15 protein-coding genes and 1 pseudogene are annotated in these 19211 nt (G+C 58.0%); 3 read left to right on the plus strand and 13 right to left on the minus strand.

Annotated features, from left to right (window positions below; all coding sequences use genetic code 11):
- Positions 1–165: 165 nt before the first annotated feature.
- The 11 genes from C1925_RS09350 to C1925_RS21280 form a co-directional block, all read right to left on the minus strand.
- Complete coding sequence (locus C1925_RS09350; protein WP_216821999.1) at positions 166–1389, minus strand: TIR domain-containing protein; 1224 nt, start codon at positions 1387–1389, stop codon at positions 166–168.
- Complete coding sequence (gene qatD / locus C1925_RS09355; RefSeq protein ID WP_108768630.1) at positions 1389–2192, minus strand: Qat anti-phage system TatD family nuclease QatD; 804 nt, start codon at positions 2190–2192, stop codon at positions 1389–1391. The genes C1925_RS09350 and qatD overlap by 1 nt, the downstream gene beginning before the upstream one ends.
- Before the next feature lie 10 nt (positions 2193–2202).
- Positions 2203–3570, minus strand: coding sequence for a Qat anti-phage system QueC-like protein QatC (gene qatC / locus C1925_RS09360; protein WP_108768631.1), 1368 nt, complete (start codon positions 3568–3570; stop codon positions 2203–2205).
- Entirely contained in the window at positions 3567–4451 is an 885-nt protein-coding gene (gene qatB / locus C1925_RS09365) for a Qat anti-phage system associated protein QatB (RefSeq protein ID WP_108768632.1), read from the minus strand. Before qatB ends, qatC begins: the two co-directional genes overlap by 4 nt.
- Positions 4451–6385, minus strand: a complete 1935-nt coding sequence (qatA, locus tag C1925_RS09370) for a Qat anti-phage system ATPase QatA (RefSeq protein WP_108768633.1) — start codon at positions 6383–6385, stop codon at positions 4451–4453. Before qatA ends, qatB begins: the two co-directional genes overlap by 1 nt.
- Positions 6386–6400: 15 nt before the next feature.
- Positions 6401–9421, minus strand: coding sequence for a DEAD/DEAH box helicase (locus C1925_RS09375; RefSeq protein WP_108768634.1), 3021 nt, complete (start codon positions 9419–9421; stop codon positions 6401–6403).
- 65 nt (positions 9422–9486) lie between these two features.
- A complete protein-coding gene (locus tag C1925_RS20940; RefSeq protein ID WP_159097504.1) occupies positions 9487–10662 on the minus strand; it encodes a hypothetical protein in 1176 nt (391 codons plus the stop codon).
- Positions 10649–11947: a hypothetical protein gene (locus C1925_RS09385; RefSeq protein WP_108768636.1), complete on the minus strand. Its 1299-nt coding sequence runs from the start codon at positions 11945–11947 to the stop codon at positions 10649–10651. Before C1925_RS09385 ends, C1925_RS20940 begins: the two co-directional genes overlap by 14 nt.
- Positions 11948–11983: 36 nt before the next feature.
- Complete coding sequence (locus C1925_RS09390; RefSeq protein WP_108768637.1) at positions 11984–12901, minus strand: restriction endonuclease; 918 nt, start codon at positions 12899–12901, stop codon at positions 11984–11986.
- Positions 12898–13809: a hypothetical protein gene (locus tag C1925_RS09395; RefSeq protein ID WP_108768638.1), complete on the minus strand. Its 912-nt coding sequence runs from the start codon at positions 13807–13809 to the stop codon at positions 12898–12900. Before C1925_RS09395 ends, C1925_RS09390 begins: the two co-directional genes overlap by 4 nt.
- Positions 13809–14906, minus strand: a complete 1098-nt coding sequence (locus C1925_RS21280) for a hypothetical protein (protein WP_108768639.1) — start codon at positions 14904–14906, stop codon at positions 13809–13811. Before C1925_RS21280 ends, C1925_RS09395 begins: the two co-directional genes overlap by 1 nt.
- Before the next feature lie 423 nt (positions 14907–15329).
- On the opposite strand from C1925_RS21280, the gene C1925_RS09405 reads away from it, so the two are divergent.
- The gene (locus tag C1925_RS09405) at positions 15330–15677 is read left to right on the plus strand and encodes a DUF2958 domain-containing protein (RefSeq protein WP_108770663.1); all 348 of its coding nucleotides are present in this window, start codon (positions 15330–15332) and stop codon (positions 15675–15677) included.
- Between the two features lie 112 nt (positions 15678–15789).
- Here the strand turns inward: C1925_RS09405 and C1925_RS09410 are convergent, their stop codons facing one another.
- A complete protein-coding gene (locus C1925_RS09410) occupies positions 15790–16458 on the minus strand; it encodes a hypothetical protein (RefSeq protein WP_108768640.1) in 669 nt (222 codons plus the stop codon).
- Between the two features lie 434 nt (positions 16459–16892).
- On the opposite strand from C1925_RS09410, the pseudogene C1925_RS09415 reads away from it, so the two are divergent.
- Together C1925_RS09415 and C1925_RS20945 are read left to right on the plus strand one after the other, a co-directional pair.
- Positions 16893–17129: pseudogene (locus tag C1925_RS09415) on the plus strand (DUF932 domain-containing protein); the annotation flags it as partial.
- A gap of 160 nt (positions 17130–17289) precedes the next feature.
- Positions 17290–18462, plus strand: a complete 1173-nt coding sequence (locus tag C1925_RS20945) for a hypothetical protein (RefSeq protein WP_159097505.1) — start codon at positions 17290–17292, stop codon at positions 18460–18462.
- A 143-nt stretch (positions 18463–18605) separates the two neighbouring features.
- Here C1925_RS20945 and C1925_RS09420 read toward each other — a convergent pair whose 3' ends face one another.
- Positions 18606–18899, minus strand: a complete 294-nt coding sequence (locus C1925_RS09420) for a helix-turn-helix transcriptional regulator (protein WP_108768641.1) — start codon at positions 18897–18899, stop codon at positions 18606–18608.
- Positions 18900–19211 lie beyond the last annotated feature (312 nt).

Here is a 19211-nt window from a genome sequence, read left to right on the forward strand (position 1 = left end):
CATGGAGACATGATGACGTTCGGTACCTATCGGGACAACTTGTTGGGGCGTAGCGCAGCGAACTCGGTGCGCTCTTGGACTGTCTCCAGAACTGGACTTCGGACGATCTCTCGCGACGCGGTGGACCGCCTGCTCATCGGCACGCGCAAAAAACACGCATCAACATCATGTGCGCGCTGGCCATCGAATGCTCACCCCGTCCGGGAGTTCAAGTTCAAGTTTCGAGTCCATCTCCCGGTCGGACTCAATTTTTAGTAAGGCGAGGGGAATGCTCCATTCATCGGCAAGTTGCGCCTTCAGTTCCTTGACTGTGAAGCCACGGAATGACAACCGCCACACCCGCCCATCTGGGCTATCGCTGTCCTTATCTTCGCTGAGCAGACTGCGTCCCCCAATCTTCAGCGCCTTGATGAGCGGTGGAGCACTTCGCTTAACGCTCAACTCCACAACCACTTCCTGTGGCGCAGTGGAAGGCACAAACGGAAGCTCGTCGCGATATGGTTCAAGCGTCCGCTGGATGAATAGCATTGCGGACTCGTACTTCTTCACCGTTTGGATAGCCAGGAGCTTCTCTAAACACCGTCCCTTGATTTTGCCGGAACGAAACTCACCAGCAGCATTGAAGTAGACCTCGAAGAACATCCCGTTCAACAGGTCAAGCGCCCGCTCGATTGGAATGGACGCCAACTCCTGGCGCAGCTTGTCCAAGAACGCGACCGCCCGATTCTCATTTCCACAAGCGCATTGATATAGATTACGGCCCAGCACAAAGGCTTCGTTAGCGCTGATCTTGCCCCAATCGAGTTCAAGTACGGCCACGACGGCCGGGTTCTGCTGGTACCAGTTGTAGGTCTTCATCGCCTTAATGAGACCGGCGATTTTGTTTCCGTTCTTTAGCGGGAAGTCCACATCCGCCTTGGCCTCGTCCGAGTATGAAAAGGCCTGCTTCAGGCGTACACCGGCCTTTCGCAGTTTCTTGATGATGAGTTCGGCCAGGGCAGCGGGCGAACGATCTTTAAGAGCAATGTGTCCTGTCGTCTTCAAGAGACCAGGCACTTCGACAGTCTCATCAAAAAAGGCCGGCAAGATGTATTCGTGGCTTTCGGTGAATGCACGGGCTTGGGCACTCTTGCGCTCGTGGTTCGTCCACAATTTCTTCCGGTATGCGTCGGAAACGAACATGACAGTGAAGATGGCTCGGTTCTGGTAGACATCGCTCAAATGTGTGTACAGATCCTTGCCCCACAAATCGACTTCCTCGAACTTGTCGTAGAAGACATCGACGCCTTCGGCTCGCAACGCCTTGGCCACGGCGTCGACATACACACGATCTTCGCCGGCAAAGGACAAGGCAACATGAAATTTTTTGGGCACTTCGGCAGCCTCCATTAAGAGTCGGCAACCCCAGACGGAGGGGGTGGACTGTTCTTCGCTCCATCATTCGGTTCGAGTAGGGTACGCAGATTCGCCCGTATCGTAGCGACAACCATTGAAGTTGGCATCCCGTGTAGCCGACTAAGCGCTTCGATCGCTACAGCAACATCGGCAGGTTTAGATGGGCGATCATCCGTTTTTGTGAATGGACCATCGGTTTCCGTCAGCATCCGATCCAAGGGAATAGCCTGCACCATCGGTGCATGCCTCTCATTGGCAAGCATTCCCGCGTTGATGGAGAAGTAGCAGCCCAGCTCCAACGCGCGCTTCGCCTCTCTCTTGGTTCCCGTGAACCAGTGGAGAACGATTTTTCCGCGCTCGGGCGGTAGATTCGCTTCGACGAGATCGAGTACCGCCTTGGCCGATCTGATGCTGTGGACCGTAATGATCTTGTCGCCGGCCTGCGCGCAACGCTGCAACACATGTTGGAAGACGCGCTTCTGCGCATCGAGCGACTTGAAGAATCGGGGACCGGCGTCCAATCCGACTTCGCCAACATAGCGCGTCTCCGAAAGGTGCCGATCCCACAGCTCGATCTCGCTTTCACGCTCCGCGACCAGTTGGGGGTGCAGCCCCAGCGCTGCTCGAACATGCTTTGTGCGCTGCGCGAGTTCGTGATTGCGGGGCCACGCGCGAGGTGTCGTCGTTACGGTCAGCGTGAACACGCCGGACGCCTCCGCATCCAGGACCGCCGCTGCATGGTCCGGGTAGAGGTCAAGATGGCAGTGGAAGTCCACGAGGCCCGCAGTGGCGATCATGCCCGTACCCTCATCTTGGTTTCGCCTCTGCACCGTCGATGAGTCGTGCGACTTCGCCCAGGCCGCGACGGTAGACGTCGGCAAGCTGGTCCAAGTGTGCGGCTTCATCGGCAAGCGAGCCGGGCTTGTGGATCAAGAGGTTCGCGAGCTGGGGCTTGCCCTTCAAGCGCTCGATAGCGTACTGGAACGACCTGACCTGCACTCCTGTCGCCTGGCGTGTGTCCAACGGCTTTGCATGAAGATCGGGTACCGTGTACGTCGTCGGGTCGTTCCCGGTCCCCCATGCTGCTGTCAACGCTGCGCGACGGATGAGGCATGGCAGGCAATAGCCACATTGTTCGATACCATGTCCTAGCCATCTGGCCTTGGCGGGCGACGAGCACGACAACGAATCTGTCGCCAGTTTTTTCAAGAGGTCTGGGTTGCGGCAGGCTGCGGCCATCTCGCCCTTCGTCTTATCCCAGTATGGGTTCCGGATCTCGCCGTCGATGCCAAGTGCGACGAGCAGATCGTTCCACCTCGCCATGTAATACGGATGCGTGGTGCGGGTGCTGTTTGATCCCAACCGCAGGGGGTCCAAAGGCACATTTAGCGCGATCAACCCATTCTCGGGGACACGCAGGATGAAACGCCGCCCAAGCCCAGTACCCGCGAACACTCCGAGAGCGAAGAACAGGAACGACCTGCCTCGTGTGCTGTTCTCGCCGCCGACGCCTTCCACAAGACCATCCACGAAGGTCATGCCGACCCGCAAACGCTCGAAAGATGACTTGACGTAGTGCTTCTTCAAACCTGCGAACAGCTTGCCTTGAGCATCGCTCGTCGCGCCCTCGCCGAAGTGGCTGACCAGTAGGGGAGTGGCGCCGTCTTCTAGCAGATCGATGGCCCCGATCAAGCTGTCCAATCCACCCGAGAACAGGCTGACGGCATCAAAGGGAGGAGCGATCAGACTCGGAGGCGCTGCTTGGGTGATCGTCGCGAACCGATCTGGACGTGCCCTGAACCCGATCGTCCAGCGATCGCCCGTCAGAAAATCCAGAGACTTCTTGAGAGTCGGTGCCGCAGCGGTCCAGCGAGATGGATCGCTTACCGGCACAACCAGTCGTATCTCGCGCGTCCATGAGTCCTGCGATTGCTCGGTGCGAGAGATGCGTGTGTCCGCCGCATGGACATGGGCGGCCAAGACCAGCAGGTCAATGCCGATCTCCGAGGGAAACAAACCGATTTTCTTCAAGCTAGTCAGCGCGCCACCGATGCCATGATCCAAAGACTTCTCGCCGGCAACGAGTTGCAGGTAGGTTCTTTGTTCATCGGCGCCCGCCGTCACATCGAAGCTGTCGTCAGGACCGAAGCGGCCCGCCAGGAGTTGTCGCTTCATTGGTCCGCCTCCGCATCGCCCAGGGTTTGCAAGATTGCAAATGCAGACTCGTACAACGCATCGACGAAACCCTGAATTCGCTCGGGCGTGAGATTCGGCGTGTCCGCACGGGCCCGCGTCAGCGCATCGCTCACCCCGCCCCGGATGAAGTCGCGCAACTGCTGTTCGACGCGGTGCGCAGCTTGCGTGTCCGCTGGCATGGTCACGGCCTTTGTGCCAATGTCGTTGCAGATGCGGGCTTCTATCGCGTGTGTGGCATACAGCTCGAAGACTGTCTGCATCTGATCCGGCGTGAAGGTGGTCAAATCGGTAAGCCCTTCACTTGCCAGTTCAACGATGGTTTCAATGTACGCCTCGCGGGCGATGCCTTCATCGACGGTGCCCGCGCCTGGGCAGACGTAGTCGGCTAGGCCGACGAAGATTTCCGTGAGCGGTCGTCCGGCCAGTGATTCCAGGTCCAGCGCCCGCAGTGCCTCGCGCACACCCCTTGCTTGTGCATCGGCCAGAAAACCAAGCAGCCGTGCACCCGCTCCGCGCGAGGCACCCATACGTCGGGCAGCCTGGCGCGCGCCGCCGGCTGATGTTGAGACGTATCTTGAGACTGCGCGGCCCAGGTTGGCACGGTCGCTGCCGCCAGAACCGGCAAATCGCGTGAAGCTGTTGCGAGCACCGGAGAAACGCTGCGGGTCTGCCGTTTTGGGGATGGGGGCGCGGTTCGGCGGCACCGGCGGCGCGGTGCCGTCCACTGGCGGCTGGCCGTCAGGGACTGCGCCGTCGCCAGGAGGGGCTGCAGGGGCGCCCGCGCCATCGGCGTCACCCAACCATGACGGAACAAGCGGTGTTCCGCCGCCAGGGCCGCCGTAAGCCGTCGAGGTTCCCATCAACGTCCTCCCTTCAAATCTTTGAGCGCCGCTTCGGCGCTGGCCTTGAGGCCGGGGTTATTGGTGACCTTGCTCCAGTCTCCCAGCAGCTTCGTCAGGCGAGCAGCGCATTCGCTGTCCTTGATGACGCCTTGCCAGCCGCTGACAGCCCAAGGCCCACACTTGCCACTAGGCAGTGCCTCCAGGAAATCCATCAACCGGCTCTGGAGTCCAGGCTGCGCCTTCACAAGGACGGCGAGACCATCGATGCCTGCAGGCCTGGTATCGAAGGTGCCCGTGCTCATGATCTTGCTGCGCACTGCCTCGAACACCTTTTCGGCTTCGGGCTGCACGAGCTGCTTCAACTCGGCTTCGTAGCCCTGGACGGTCATCTTGCCGCCGAACAGTTTCTCGACCACGCCAGCTAGGTGGCCGAGTACCGACACCGGACCGAAGTAGTCCTTCTTGTCCTTTGTGACGAACAAGTAGGGGCGCAGATCGATTCCTGATAGCTTCGGGGAGAGGCGCGCCCAGTCGCGCACCGTCTCCGACGACTTCCACTCGTTCAACACGGCGTTGTCGGAGGCGGGCACCGCTTCGGCGGCCTTTTGCCCCTTCGACTCGCTATCCTTGCCGTCAGCCGACACCAGGCTCTTCTCCAGCGTTTCGAGGTCTTCACACAGCCCTTGTGGATGGATCGCTGCGACGAACGCGATTTGCTCGAACAACCTTGGGATGAATCGTTCTGCGAGCATGAGCTTCGCGAGTACGGGGAGCTTGATGTCGTCGCCAAAACCGCGTGCAGTCGCAGTGCGCTCGCGCAACAAAAGCGTATTGAGGAAGCGTTTGATTTGGCGCGGGTTGCCCTTTGCGCCGCTTGCGAGGATGGGTCCGATCTGGTCGCTGAGCGCCAGCGCATTGTTTGCCTTCTCGGCTTGTTGGCCGAGCGCTGTCTTAACCGTCGCGGCATCCAGACCGCCACTGGTCCACGGCCGTTTCAGCTTCTCTCGCGCTACAGCGATCAGCTTCCCGTAGTTCTCGTCGTTCTCGCCAACTTCGGCGCCAGCGAGCAACAACGTCACGTAGATCCGCGTTTCGGTTTCACCCAGGGCCGGGATGCGGAACGGAACTTGTATGAGTTTTTCGAGGTAATTGCGGGCATAGTCTCGCGGCCCGGTACTATCGGGCAGATCGGGAAAGTGCTTACGCACAGCGTATTCGATCATTGCCTCGTCGGCCGCGACGACGAAGGCCGTTCGCGCGGTGAACACGAACAGCCGAATGGCTTCAAGCGTTTCAATGGCGGTGTCGGGCAGGCATCGGTCAAGGTCGTCGATCAGGACGACAAGCTGTTTGATGCCTGCATCTTTCAGGAGCTGGTCGAATGCCTTGCGGAAGGCCTCCACTTCCTCAGGCACGTTCTTGGACTCACCCGGTTTCAGGACGGCCTTCGCCTCGTCAATAGCTGTCGAAAGGTTTTCTTTCGTGAGGAGCTTGGCGGGGTCTGCCACGAGTGCTTCGAGTGAGCCGACGATGGCTCCGATTTGCTCGGGCGTCGGGATGCCGGTGAATGCGGTTAGGGCCAGGCCCCCGGTCCGCTTGGCGACCTTCAGCCAGTCGATGCGACTGAAAACATCCTTGACGGCCACTGCCGCCTTTTTTAGTGCTGGACGTTTTTCGACCAAGCCTGTGACGATTCCCTCGATCAAGGCGATTTTGGCGTCCTCGAAGCCTTGGAAGCGCCATCCATTGAACTTGAGGCACAGGACATCTTCCTGATCGGCGAAGCCAGCCTCGATCATTTCGAGTACGCTGGACTTTCCCGCACCCCAGTCGCCGTGCACGCCGATCGTCACCGGATGGTCGGGCTTCGCGCGAAGCAGCCCGATGATCGTGGTGGCAATGGCCTCGTTGTTCAGCAGATCAACTTTGGTTTCGTTATCGGTCAGGATCATTAGTCTCTTTCCCGTTCATACGCCAACGCCAGCCGCATCACTCCGCGGGCGCAATAGTGTGGCTGTGCCTGCCCCCACGCAGTGGCGAAGTCGGTCGTCGTCCAGATTCTTCAGGTCATCCTCGTTGCGAACACCGATGGACAACAATTCCAGGCATTGGCCGCGTGTCAGCCGCACCGAAACCTTCGTGAGGGGTAGGGCGGTGGAGGGCAGCCCGAATTCGAGCCGCTGAAGAATCTCGTCCAAGCCCTTGAGGAAATCAGGTTGATCAGGGAATAGCGTTGCGAGAATCTGATGCGCGGAGCGCAAGTGAAAGCGCGTCGCATCGGCAATGCCGATGATGTTTCCGTAGCCGATGGCCCCGCCAAATGGAGTGGTGGAGTAGCGCTTCTCCAGCACGTCAACGGGCGTTCCCTCGATCCAGTCATGAAGCAGCGCCGCGCGCTTGCAGCGAGCCCAGAACTCGATCTGGTCGCGACAATACCGCTGCAGCATCTGAGGCATCTGATGCCCGAAGCGCTGCGATGCCTCGCCGGCGCGCACGCTCTCCGATTGGCCCTTCTTCATGACTGGCGTGTAGATGGCATCCAATTCATCCAATACCTGCACCATCGCGAGGATGTGGGCGGGCGGCGTCTGCGCTACGTTAAGGTGTCCCATCAACTCGACCAGACGCAAGCTCGACTCGAACGATAATGATGAGGAGCCGCAGGCGCGCCCGAGCAGCGTCAAGTGAATGAGATCGCCTTCGCGCTCGGCCAGTCCCGCCTGCAGGAGGCGATCAACAAGCGTGGTTACGTCCCGCTCCACTATCGCGATCCATTGCGGATTCGCGCGCGACGCCGAATATCCTCCGAACGTGTTGACCAGCAAGCCCGGAATTTCATCGGCGCGAACGCCGCGCACCTGGCTAAGCAAGCGCAACGTCCATGTCGGCAGATCGCGCTGCTGGAAGGAAGACTTCACGTCCTCGGGCACGCCCAGCACGTAGCGCTGAAAGAGCTGCGCACGTTCCGTCGGCGTTTCCGCCAGGATGATGGCCTTGCCAATCTCGTTGAAGCCCAACCGTCCGGCACGACCCGCCATATTCTTGTATTCGGCCACCGTGAATTGCCGGCCGTCTTCACCGACGAACTCGCTTTCCGCGAGCACGACCGTCGACGCCGGCGTGTTGATGCCGGCCGCCAGTGTTGTTGTGGCGACCAGCGCGTGAATGCCACCCGAGGCGCTGCGATACCCTCGCTCCACGGCCTCGCGCTCCGCCCGCAGCAAGTTGGTGTTGTGAAACGCGGTGCCCCCACTTAGGCATTCCCGCAAGTCCTGTGAGGCACCGGTCAGATCCTGTGTCGGCAGAACGTCGAGGACGGCGGTTGCTGGCCGAAGACCCAGTTCCTTGGCGAGATACTTCGCGCAACCTTGGGCGGGGCCTCGCATGTTGCGAAAGATCAGCAGCTTCTCGCCTTGTCCCGCCAGCTGCTGTGCCAGGGGCACGATCACGTCCTGGGAACTGGGCTTGTCCCGGCGCTGCACGATGCGGTTTGAAGGCAGTAAGGCCTCGGTCTTCGTGCTCCCATCGGCATCGACGTACTGGAATGTTCCGCGTCGGTCGAGCACGCCTTCGATCAGCGGCACGGGCCGCTCGCGCGACAGAAGGAGCGGAACGCCAAGCCATCGGTCGAAGCTGTTCAGATTGCCGATGACCGCCGACAGGATGACGAGCTGCGGCTCGATACCTCGCTGGCGGGCCCGGAGGAGCAGCGAGAAGATCAGTTCGACGGTGATGCCACGCTGCGGGTCGGTGATGAACTGCCCCTCGTCCAGCACGACCAGGCCGAGCTGTGTCAGAAGCCGTGGCGAGCCCAGGGCGAGGTTGAGAAAAGTCTCGTAAGTGAAGAAGCCCAGGTCATAACGCCCAGCCAGCACGGGCCCAATGCCGTCAGTGGCATCGCCGCTGCAACGTGCGACGCGCAGCCCTACCGACGTATATCGCTCGGTGAACTCCTCGAACTTCTCGTTGACCAGTGCGCGATAGGGCAAGAGGAACGCTGCCTTCTTACCAGCGGTGACCGCCTGGATCGCCGCCACCTCGCCGACCATCGTCTTGCCTGAACTCGTCGGGGCAACCACCAACAAGGAATTGCCGCTGAGTACGCCGAACTCGTTGACGGCCTTGAGCTGCAGTGTGTTGAGGCCTTGAGGAAAGTCTGCTGACCATCGCTCGACGATCTCGGGCGGAAAGCCGTGTGCGGAAAACTCCGCGAACGATCCGGACATCTGCTGCACGGCTTTGGCGGGAAAGACCGCGGCGTAGTTGTCGCCGCGCTTGAGAACCGGGAACGTCAGGCCGCCCTGAACGTTGCCTAGGAACACGGGAGTTTGCGTGACGCTGATGCGCTCGGCCTCCACCCGTGCCAATCGGATGATCTCGCCCGCGATCTCGGGGAAGCTGACCGATTCGCCGGCGTCGCCGGTCAGGGCCTCGATCACCGCATGTGTGAGTAGCCCGTGCCCCGTGCCCGGTTGCTCCCATGCAGATTCATTGCTTGCGCAGGCGGCCAGGAGGATGCGTCCCTCACCGTAAATGCTGGTGAGTGCGAACCCGCTGCGCGGGCGAGCTGCCGTCTCCAGCACGCGCGCCGGCGCTTGACCGCTAAAGCAGCAGTCAAGGATACACAGGACTGCACGGGCCTTCGTTGCTTTGAAGGCATCCGCCAAACCGGCCATCGACAGGGCCGTTCCTGCAAGGTCACTCGCGTTCGTGTCGAACAGCACCAAGCTGCCATCTGGCGAGCCATGCCCGGCGAACGCGATGACCACCACGTCGTCCGCGCTCGCGGCAGCCAAGGTACCGAGCATGACGCTTGAAACTTCCGTGTGTGTCGCGGCTTCGTCTACCAGCAGACGTGCACTCAGGCCTTCGATCGTATCGGTGAACAACGCCCACAACGCTGTCGCGTCGCGTCGCGCTCCGCTCAATTCGGGGATAGAGTTATCGAGATGCTTGTTGATGCCAACGAAAATCGCTTTTATCGTCACGCCAATTCCTCACCCGACAGTTCCTAGAAAGGTCTGCTCACCTGCATGGACACACAACGCGCGCCTTATCTCTCTTCTAAAGGGGGGAGTGGCGCTAGCAGCGAAATTTGTTCCCCTTTGCCTGAGACCTCTTGACGCTGATCATCGCTCTGCTCGGAAACGACTTCGGGCGTCGTGGCAAGCAAACTTATGATCGCGCGCGAAAAACCGGTATCGAGAGAGTTGCTCTTTACAAAGAGAGCAAGGATGTCGGAGGCCATTTTTGCCGAAAGATTGGAATCGCTGCCGCTCAAGTGTCGAGGCAGTGTGCCCGTACCGGCCGCGAAGTAGTGCAACGCCAGATCCGTGATCCGGATGGCGTCGTTTAAAGCATAACGTCTGATCAGCAATCGGTTGACCTCCTCAAGCAGGCGGGGAAACTCCTCGTGATCAATAGCCTGTTGGGAATCGGCGTCCCCCGTCAGTCGACGGATTGCGTCTGCAAAACGCACCTTCTGAGCGAGCGACTCTGCCCCGCCGTGAAGCTCCTCGCGTAGCCGCGACTCTACATTGAGAACGTCCACGACATTCAACTCACTTATCAGCAGCCCAAGACTTATTGCGAGGGCTCGTGTGGCAAGAAGAACTAGGCACATATGAGCCCGATCATCCAAACGTAGTTTTCTATGTAGATCCTTTTGCTGGCCGAGATTTAGTAGCGTAAGAACCCTATGTGCAGGCTTTAGCGTCCAAAGTGTCGTCCGAAGAAACTGGGCCACGGCGCGGTATTCGCTTCCCTTCGGGAACGCAAGCAGCGTTTCGATGTTCTCGTATCCACTGCCGTCAAAGTATGGTCCCTTTAGACGATTTAATCCGAGTCGAGTATCGAGCTCATGTAACTCGCCTTCATCAAGGCAATTAACCTTCAGTTCGTGGGCTAGCCAACGTGCGTTTTCGGGAACCTTCTTCTTGAAAAGATATAGCTCCTCGAGGTGAAGAACGTCCTGCAGTCCTCTAACCCATAGGACCCGATCGACAGCTCTGCCAGTGGTGGTCTTGCAATCGATCAGAAGCCGCGAGACGCCCCCGCTTGGGCTGAAGCGAAAGCCGAGCACGTCGGCATCGGTTAAGTCGGTACCTGCGCGAGAGTTGGTATCTGCAGGCAGAGTTACGGGTACGTTGATCAGTGGCACATAGCCTAGTGCCCAGGCCATGCGTTTGCCCTGCAACTTGTAGGAATGGTCTTGATCACTTGATGACACGATGAATCCCTCGCAAGTCGTCGAGCAGCGCGCGCCCAAGTCGTGCGGCGGTGCGCGTATTGGGGTCCAGTTTGCGCGTGGCGATAAGATCGCGCGCACGCTTCCGGTTTGCCTCTGGAAGAAGTAGGCCGCCTGGTTCAGCCCTCGTGAAATAGCCCTTGACCTCGGCTGGCAAGAGCAGCGATGACGCCACGTCCTCGCTCTGACCGGAGCACATGGCAATAGCTAGGTCTACTGCGGCTAGGTTGTCCTCGGTGTCATACAGGCGGAATCGGAAACGCCCGTTCTCGGGCTCGATCCATCCCACTCCCATATTTGCCGCAGCGGCGTATTGCGACTGGATATTGGAATGTGGCGTACGTCCAATCATCTTCCGGTCCCTAAGCCCTCTCAAGATAGAGCTAGGGTCCGAAATTTTGGTGATGGAGGAATAACCCTCGCCATAGCGAACACACGCCAAGATGATACGAGCCTTCTCAACTATGGCGCGGGGTTGGGTGGTCTTGAAGGGCGCGAATGCAAACGACTGTGTGCCACCAGATGACACAATGGCGGGTGCACGCAGGATGTTCTCGTTGACCAGCTCCACAACCAATGGGGTGCTCTGCTCAAGAGTGCTGATTGGTGCGCCAGGATGTGATTTCGCCGCGCGGAAGACGGCTTCGATTTCGCCGTGCGCACCTGGATTCTTTGCAATGAAATTCAGCAACGTCTCGGGATTCTCTTCGGAGAAGAGCGGCGCGTAGAGAATCGGAACGCGGTCCCTCGGTGAGTCGTATTGCCGGAGGTAGCCACCCAGGTCACCGATATCCACAACCGTTTGAATGTCAGTTGCCTTCAGTCCGAGCTCAGACGCCAAAGTTTCAAGAGGTACCGGCGCGACGGTGAGCCGATCAATGATTGCCATCGTCGCCTGCTCAAGTTCGCCAGGCCTGCGCAGCGACCACTGCTCGCCGAGCGCCCCGTAGACCTCTTGAAAATACGGGATGGATTCCTCAATGCGCGTTGGTGCATAGACATTTGGAACTACGCGTATCCAACCGATCTGTTCCAGCGTGCCCAGCACAGTAGGCAGCGAATCCGATGAGATACCTAGATTACTGCAAAAACCGTGGAACCCAACGATGTTCTCGATGATGTCCAGGCCACGGATGTGGACAGCGAGTTGCGCTGCCATGCCGATCTGTCGCGTGATCGGTATTGTGGCCGACACGCGCAAATCCGAGACGTCACGCAGGCCAGACTGTACATCTTGCGCCCGCCGGCCGATAGCCTCACGATCCATAAATTTTCCCCCTTGAATTCCCTATCGGTGATTCGCCTACGATTTCTTCTCGGAACCTGAAATCGGATGCACGTAGATCAGCCCCTTTGTCTGGGCCGCCTTTACCTTACGGTCGATCATATCTCGCAACGTGAGGTGTCCCTCTAGCACCAGAATCAGGTCTTCCCCGTCGATGAAGAGCGTCTGGATCTCCTTGCCCATGACGAGACTCCTGATGACGTCCGGACTGAAACCATTCACAGAGATAAAGAGGCCTCGGCCGTAAAGCTTCCCGGACACCTTGCCTGCGAATTGGTATACCGGCTCATTGCTGGCGGTCCGCTCTTGCCACTTGGCTTCAATGAGGTAGTGTTCGCCATCGAACTTCACGGCTCCATCTACTTGCTCGCCGTTGACGCGAAAGGCTTCAGTGGCCTCCAACCGTGAAAGGCGAGCCAGGTCGGCCAAGATGCGTTCCAGCGCGTAGCCTCGTTGCTGCCGCGAGGTCTTGTTGGCAAGCAGATCGAGGTATTCGGTGCGTAATTCATCAAGCGACGCGGTCGGTTGCTGACGCGCCGCTTCTTGCGCCGCGCGGCGCTCACGATCTGTTTTGATCTTAGCGTCCCGAATTTCCTGGAGTTGACGCAGGTGCTCCAAATTCCGGGTCGCGGTTGCTCTATCTAGCTTACGCAGTTTCTCGAAGTAGTATTGATCGAAGTGCGACCAGTTCAACAGCGACTGGAGCATTGCGCGGAAAGGCCCGAGACCGCTGTCTGACCGAGCAGCCAGCGCCGCGAACAGCGTTTCAATGACTTCGTGCCGCTTGAGGGCGCTGTCACCTTCAATCTGCACGGAAGCGATCTCTGCCTTCGTACAGCCATGCTTCTCGAAGAAGCCGACGATGTCTTTTCGTGGCCAGAACAGCGACAGGATGCAGTCCTTCATGCAGCCCTGAATGTCTGCGGGAAAACTCATTCGGCGCTCCCATCGGCGAGCCGTGCAAGAAGTTGTTCAATCAGGTCGTTGACTTGACGCTGCCGCAACGCCCGCGCCTCGCGTTGCTCGGGATCATCGCCTTCGCCCAGCTCGAACTTGGCAACCGACACGGGGCCATCCTTGCGATACCCCTCTGTCTTCTCGTCGTTGGTGAAACGGCTACGCAGGATTGCCAACGAGGCCTCGATGACGGCGCCATGCTTGCCAGCTCTCTGTTTGCGGAAGTGTTCGGCCACGGCGTCCATGCCTTCGGGCGCGTGCTCGATGCAATAGATCAGATCGTGTGCGTCTTTACGCTCGAATCGCTGGTCGAACGCGAAGGACTTCAGACAGGTGAAGCTGACGAGATTGGCATGCTTGATCTTCTCGGTGGCGACGCCGTTGCCACCCAGCAGCTCCGCCTGGATTTCGGTAACCTGATGCAGGTCGAAGACAATCGATGAATGCGGGATGTTCAGGGCCGAGATCGTTCCCTCGGTCGGCAGGGGCTGTACCTTGCCGCCGGCGAGATCTGGGGCGTCCGCCAGTAGTTCCAAGACCATCAGTGCACCATGTTCGGTGCGAGTCTGCCAACGCCACGAGAGTTTTTTCCTAGCTTCGTTCTCGGCACGCTCGAAGCCCATTCTTTTGAGATTGTCCTCCAGCGTGTGATACGCCTCGGTATCGGCCAGGATTTGCAGGTCGATCACGATGTCCACGTCCAGGGTGCCTGCGTGCGCCGGAACCACAGGCGGTCGCGCGGCGACGAGATACCGTGGTGTGAGCCCACCAACCAGGTAGACCGAATCCTTCCACGGCCCGAGACCGCGCAGCAGCGTCACGAGGACACGTTCGCAGTCCACCGTGTACTGGTCGCTATAACCGTCGAGCGTTGCGGGCTTGGCCATCAGAAGCCGATCCTTTCTTTGCGGAAGTGCTCGGCCATTTCCTTGGAACGGCCTTCGCCACGCAACAGGTCGAGATAGATTTGGATTGGGCTAGCCAGCCATAGGCCACCCATCTGCTCGCGAAACAACAGCTCACCCGGAGACTTGGCTTCGATGACGCCCAAGTTAGCGCCTTCGTTGACGACACGTGCATCCAAGTCGCCGATCGCGGCATCGGCGTTCGCCCCGATCAGTACCCTCACGCGCACCTGGGAGACGTTGGAAAGAAACGGTGCATAGCGTTGCGCGGCGGCCTCGTGGCTGACCTCGTACTGGACGTCGTGCGCGTCGAAGGCACGGCCGATCCGCGCCGCCAGCGTGTCGGCCTTTGTGTCTGGCACGTAGTACCGGCGCAGGGCTAGCGGACGAATGGTGGCGAGTTGCTTAGCCCAGGCGTTCAGCAATGCTGCCGGCTCGCGAAGGTGGCGCTCCTTGCTCGGGCCTTGCCCACGCGACTCCAGCCAGTCGAAGCGCTCCAGCTCGGTCAGCACCTGTGATGTGGTGGCAGGCGACACCATCGCCTGCTGTGCCAGCTCTGTGACGCCAAACCAGTTCTGATGCTGAACCAACAGGGCATGAAGCACTTGGGCGCGCCGCCCGGTAAACAGCGTCCGCACCGACTTCGTCAGCGCCTTGGGCGGAGGTTTATCGACGTAGAGGTAGGCGCCGGGCGCGGGTAGATACAGGCTGCCGCCGCTGTCGTAATAGGCCACGCGCTCGCTTCTGAGCAGCTCCTTCGCGCCGGGGGAAATGGACTCTGCTACGAGAAGCGCCAGGGGTTCGTCCCCGTGCGCTGTTGGGCTGCTGTGGCTTGACGCCCGAAGCTGCCAGATCACTTGGCGGACATCTCGCGGAAAGACGGCTTTCTTGGCTTCGAGCAGTAAGACGAAGGACTTGCCGGCGACGTGCAAATCCACCTGAGCATCGTACCCACGGTCGCCATACTTCCCGGTGGGCTCCCTATGGTCGAGGTCTGCCCGTACCTCTGGAAGCTCGCGCAAAGCCTCGATGAAGCGCGCGATCAGCTGTTGTTCGGTCAGGGATGAGGACTCAGGCATAAGGCACGGATGGTTTGTTCACTGTTCAGTAAATATCGACACTATGCCGAATATTCAGCGAAATTGCAATTTTTACTGCGCAGTGAAAGTGAGGCCGGCTGTGCTTGGGCTAAGGAAGGTTCAGTGAGCGCCCTGGCGTTCCAGCGTTAGGTTCGCGGGCTACGCCCCGCGCCTCGGGCCGAGTCGCGGGCCCCCGACGCCATCGGCCACTGCAGGCCTGTGCGCCTCGCCTACCTGCCTGCGGATAGCTGCGAGGGGAGGGCGCTCTTGCTGTTTCCTTCACCGTACCACGGCTTTCTCGCCGTCAACGGCGGCGCGCCCATGGCGCTGGCGTCCTCGCGACCTGGTTTGCCCCCTGACTGCTGTGCTGCGCCAAGCTGGCGACGGTTCCGGGTAACTCTGCCAGTGCAACCGGGGATCGCCATGAGAGCATGCATTACCGACGAACAACGCTTTCTGTTGCTGGCCAATGGCCGCGAATCCTTGGATAACCCTGACTTCGATCCGGCTCCCGTGGTCAAGCTGTTCACGCCGGACGCCGGCGCGTCCTGGCTGCTGATCGAGATTGGCCCGGACGATCACGACCACGCCTTTGGTTTGTGCGACTTGGGCCTGGGGATGCCCGAACTTGGCGGGGTCAGCTTGCAGGAGCTGGCGATCTTGCGCGGGCGACTAAGCTTGCCGATCGAGCGCGATTTGCACATCCGTGCGGAGAAACGCTTGAGTGCCTATGCGCGCAATGCGCGGCACGCCGGGCAGATCATCGTGTGATCAGAGCAAGCGCGCCGCCCTTCGGGCGGCGCGCGTTTTATGCTGCGTCCGTACCACGACAAACAGTGGGCTTCAATATCACGCTTTCAATTGCCAAGGCCGAACCTCGCTGTTATGCGCCACTGCCGAATATCTCATTGAATGTCGAGTGGTTGATAAACTCATCCGTAGCCGGAACCGAGTAATTTGGCACGGTCGAAACATAACCGCAGAACGTTCCGAAAGTTGGATCTCTCCCTAATGCACCAGGCGAAGTGAGATCTGATTTGTAGACGACGGCTGCGCTAGGATCTAAGAAGCCGGTGACGACAAAGCAGCTTGCCACAAGCTCAGAGCAGAAATAACTACCTTTCTCGACTGGCGCTGGAGCGTAGGTTCCGTTGAAGTACGCATGGAGCTGGTCGGTAAGCGATAGCTGGTGAATCTCATTTCTTTTTTTGAAAGTTACTACGTCGCGCAAGTTGTATTTAGCTCCAGAGGCCACGATGGAATCTATAAATGCATTTGCGGCTTGCACGCGCTCTGGAGGTTGCCACGCATCAGGTTGACGGAATACCGCGACATGATCGTACCGTTTGATGAGGTCTTCAATCTCAACCTTGGACACCCCACCTCGAACCGTTGCCTCTGCCGCAGTGCCGGAGCTAATGCAAATCGCAGCGTGCGTGTATTCGCTGTTTGTTACTCGGTTGATGCCTTTACCAATTGGGTCGATTTTTGCATCTTTGTAGCAAAGCAGAACATCGCCTGCATGAAGTTCACTGGCCAGCATCATCTTCATTTTTTCCCCTTCATCGAGTGCAAGTTGCGCATATCAAGCGTAGAGAATAAACGAATAAATTGTGCGTCTCCGCTTCGCGGATCGCGCTGCTCCAGGTTCGCTATCCGCTTATCCCTGACGGGACTGGCATTCGCCAGCCTTCCTCATCGCTGACGCCTCCGGCCCGGGTTCCAGCTCCGGGCCTGCGCGCTTCGCTTGCGTGCGGTCTGCACATCGAGGCGGCCGTTGCCATGTCCAGCCGTCTCTCCTGACTTCATCACCTTGTCCGCGCCTGTAGCCCGCGTCTGTGTGCCTTCAAGGCGCGCAGGGTCGTGTCCTCGGCTGCGCCTGCGGGCCGCACCAACCCTGCGCTTGTTTCCTTTCCTTGACGGCCCCGTCCGCGTGCTCCTTTGGCCGCGGGTGATGAACTCAGGAAAGACGGTGGCAACAGGGCCCCCGCGCCCATCACCGAATCGCAAGTCCTGATGCCGCGCCGGTTCGATGACCGCCGCCCGGACTTGTGGAGCGTGTTCAATCGCACGCAGGAAAACCTGACCAAAGGCGGATTGCATGGCCGCAGTGCCAACGGACGCCGCCAGCAGACCCGCCCCGTGCAGGGCATTGATTCCGATGTGCGCCTCAACCGTGCTCTCTGGATGCTGGCCGATGGCCTGCGCCAGTTGAAGGCCTGAACTTCAAGGCGGCAGGAGCAGCCCCTGCCGCTTCCTATTCTTGCTGCTAGGTGTGATAACTGGCTGTAAAGTGATCGTCTCGAACCCCCTCAAATGATGCACCAAGGTACTGGGCGGCAAGTTATCCATCTTCAACAGCATATTAAACGGATTGCAACTTATGATAGAACGAATTGATTCTTATAAAACTGACGATGGACAAAATTTGGAATTGACATTTGACGAGGTAGAGGACAGCTTTAATGGTGTTGTTGTTAGAACAAAGGGGATGCCGTATTTGCGTGATGGCCGCGACAGCAAACTTTATAAAACTCCATTTACCGATGTCGTACTAGAAAAGCTTGTTGAAATAGCCAAGAAGGACGGGAAGTCATCTATTGACGGAATCGCGCCGCCACCTCACATACAAAACAAGCGATTCGACAATTTTTGCCATTCTGTTCAATTTGAATACTCTAACCTTGAGTATCTTTCCATACCGGGGCTGGGGAGTGACTTCAGCCACGACGGATTTCTTGCTCCTGTGTATTTCAATAATGAAGTCTTAAACAAGTACACTCAAAATCCCAAATACACAATTGATATATTTTCGGGAACATACGGCAGCATAGCCCAGGGCGATGAATGGCAAATATCATTTGGCGTCAATGCCAGCAAACAGGTAATTATGTGGCTTGGCGACATTGATAAACTGCCAATCAAAGAGCAGCAATATTTGCTTTCGGAGAATATTCCTTCTGCATTTGATATTCACTCTGACTTTTTTGATGCGCAAATTGAAAATCATTGGTCAGAGGGCGCCATCGAGAATATCTGCCTGAATTTAAGGCGGGAAATCTCCGATAAAGTAAAAATCCTTTATGGCAATAGCCTTTATAAACTTCCGAATGAGATTGGAGTAACTATTGCAGGGTTGCAGAAACCGATTTTTTGGAAAGATCGACATGTGGCGCCAGTTGTCGAATCACTTAATCGAATATTTATTGAATCACTAAACGAAGATTTCCTAAAAGAGTTTCTAGTTTCTCGTGATGTCAAAATTGCGCCTGGAGCACGCGGGCTGAAGTTACTTCAGGGTGTTATTGAGAATCTATCTAACCAAACTGAAGCACGAGCAATAATGTCGCCATTCTTTGTGCTTTATGACTACAGAATAAATGTTTGTCACTTGCAGTCTCAAGAAACAGTAATGACAAAAACCAAGACAATAAACGAAAGACTTTTCATCGACGCATCGAATGCGTCTCACGAAATAATTTATGATAGTCTTTTTGAGAAAATTCATGATTCGCTCACAAAGATAAAATCGCTTGTTGAAATGGAACCAAAATAAGGGGAGCGTTTATCTAGCCTCATGTTGGCGCGATACCTCGCCATGCTTATGAGCCGTGCCGTGGCGTCACGTCCGCTTGGCGTCAATCCTTCAAGCCTTAGTGCCTGTCGGCCTGTGCGCACCACCCGCGGAATCCAAACGCACTAGGGAGCGTCGCGTTCCTTCAAAACAGCCTCGAACTCCTGGCGCACCTGCGCCAGCAGTTCATCGAACTTATGCGCGTCGTCGCCGGCGTAGGCCAGCGTCAACAGCGTCAGCGGATGCACTTCCATGACCTCGCACAGCTCGGTCAGCTTGTGCAGAGTCGGACTTTTCAAGTCGCGTTCCAGCGTACTCATATAGGTGCGACTGGACACGTCGGAGAACGCTTCCTGGCTCAAGCCTCGCGCCTTCCTGACTGTCCGTATTGCCGTTGCCAATGAGTGCTTTGCTGTCACTAACTTGGTTTCCCCATAAAAACCAAGATGACAGCTCGTTGCGCCCTATAGAGCTTCAATCTATAGTGTTCATTCGTGGCTGAAAGGCCGCTTTCGTGCTTTTACGGAGATCCGCATCTACGGATTCCGACAGAACCGGGGAATCGCATCCGTGTCTTTCCGGCTTCTGGCAATTCCGCCTCGGCGCTTCTGTTCTTCTGCGGATGCGATGGTTTGCGCATCCGTGCTTCCACACAAATGCACGGATGCGTTTCGGCGGTTCTGCGCTTCGACACCAAAGCGCATCCGTGCATCCTCGGTTAAGCGGAGAAG

This window comes from Stenotrophomonas sp. SAU14A_NAIMI4_5 (assembly GCF_003086795.1).
In the GTDB taxonomy this organism is placed as follows: domain Bacteria; phylum Pseudomonadota; class Gammaproteobacteria; order Xanthomonadales; family Xanthomonadaceae; genus Stenotrophomonas.

Bases quoted from the DNA above. Each gene is read 5' to 3' on its own strand.
- C1925_RS09350 (WP_216821999.1), bottom strand. From the start codon at position 1,389: ATGGAGGCTGCCGAAGTGCCCAAAAAATTTCATGTTGCCTTGTCCTTT.
- qatD (WP_108768630.1), bottom strand. From the start codon at position 2,192: ATGATCGCCACTGCGGGCCTCGTGGACTTCCACTGCCATCTTGACCTC.
- qatC (WP_108768631.1), bottom strand. From the start codon at position 3,570: ATGAAGCGACAACTCCTGGCGGGCCGCTTCGGTCCTGACGACAGCTTC.
- qatB (WP_108768632.1), bottom strand. From the start codon at position 4,451: ATGGGAACCTCGACGGCTTACGGCGGCCCTGGCGGCGGAACACCGCTT.
- qatA (WP_108768633.1), bottom strand. From the start codon at position 6,385: ATGATCCTGACCGATAACGAAACCAAAGTTGATCTGCTGAACAACGAG.
- C1925_RS09385 (WP_108768636.1), bottom strand. From the start codon at position 11,947: ATGGATCGTGAGGCTATCGGCCGGCGGGCGCAAGATGTACAGTCTGGC.
- C1925_RS09390 (WP_108768637.1), bottom strand. From the start codon at position 12,901: ATGAGTTTTCCCGCAGACATTCAGGGCTGCATGAAGGACTGCATCCTG.
- C1925_RS09395 (WP_108768638.1), bottom strand. From the start codon at position 13,809: ATGGCCAAGCCCGCAACGCTCGACGGTTATAGCGACCAGTACACGGTG.
- C1925_RS21280 (WP_108768639.1), bottom strand. From the start codon at position 14,906: ATGCCTGAGTCCTCATCCCTGACCGAACAACAGCTGATCGCGCGCTTC.
- C1925_RS09405 (WP_108770663.1), top strand. From the start codon at position 15,330: ATGAGAGCATGCATTACCGACGAACAACGCTTTCTGTTGCTGGCCAAT.
- C1925_RS09410 (WP_108768640.1), bottom strand. From the start codon at position 16,458: ATGAAGATGATGCTGGCCAGTGAACTTCATGCAGGCGATGTTCTGCTT.
- C1925_RS20945 (WP_159097505.1), top strand. From the start codon at position 17,290: ATGATAGAACGAATTGATTCTTATAAAACTGACGATGGACAAAATTTG.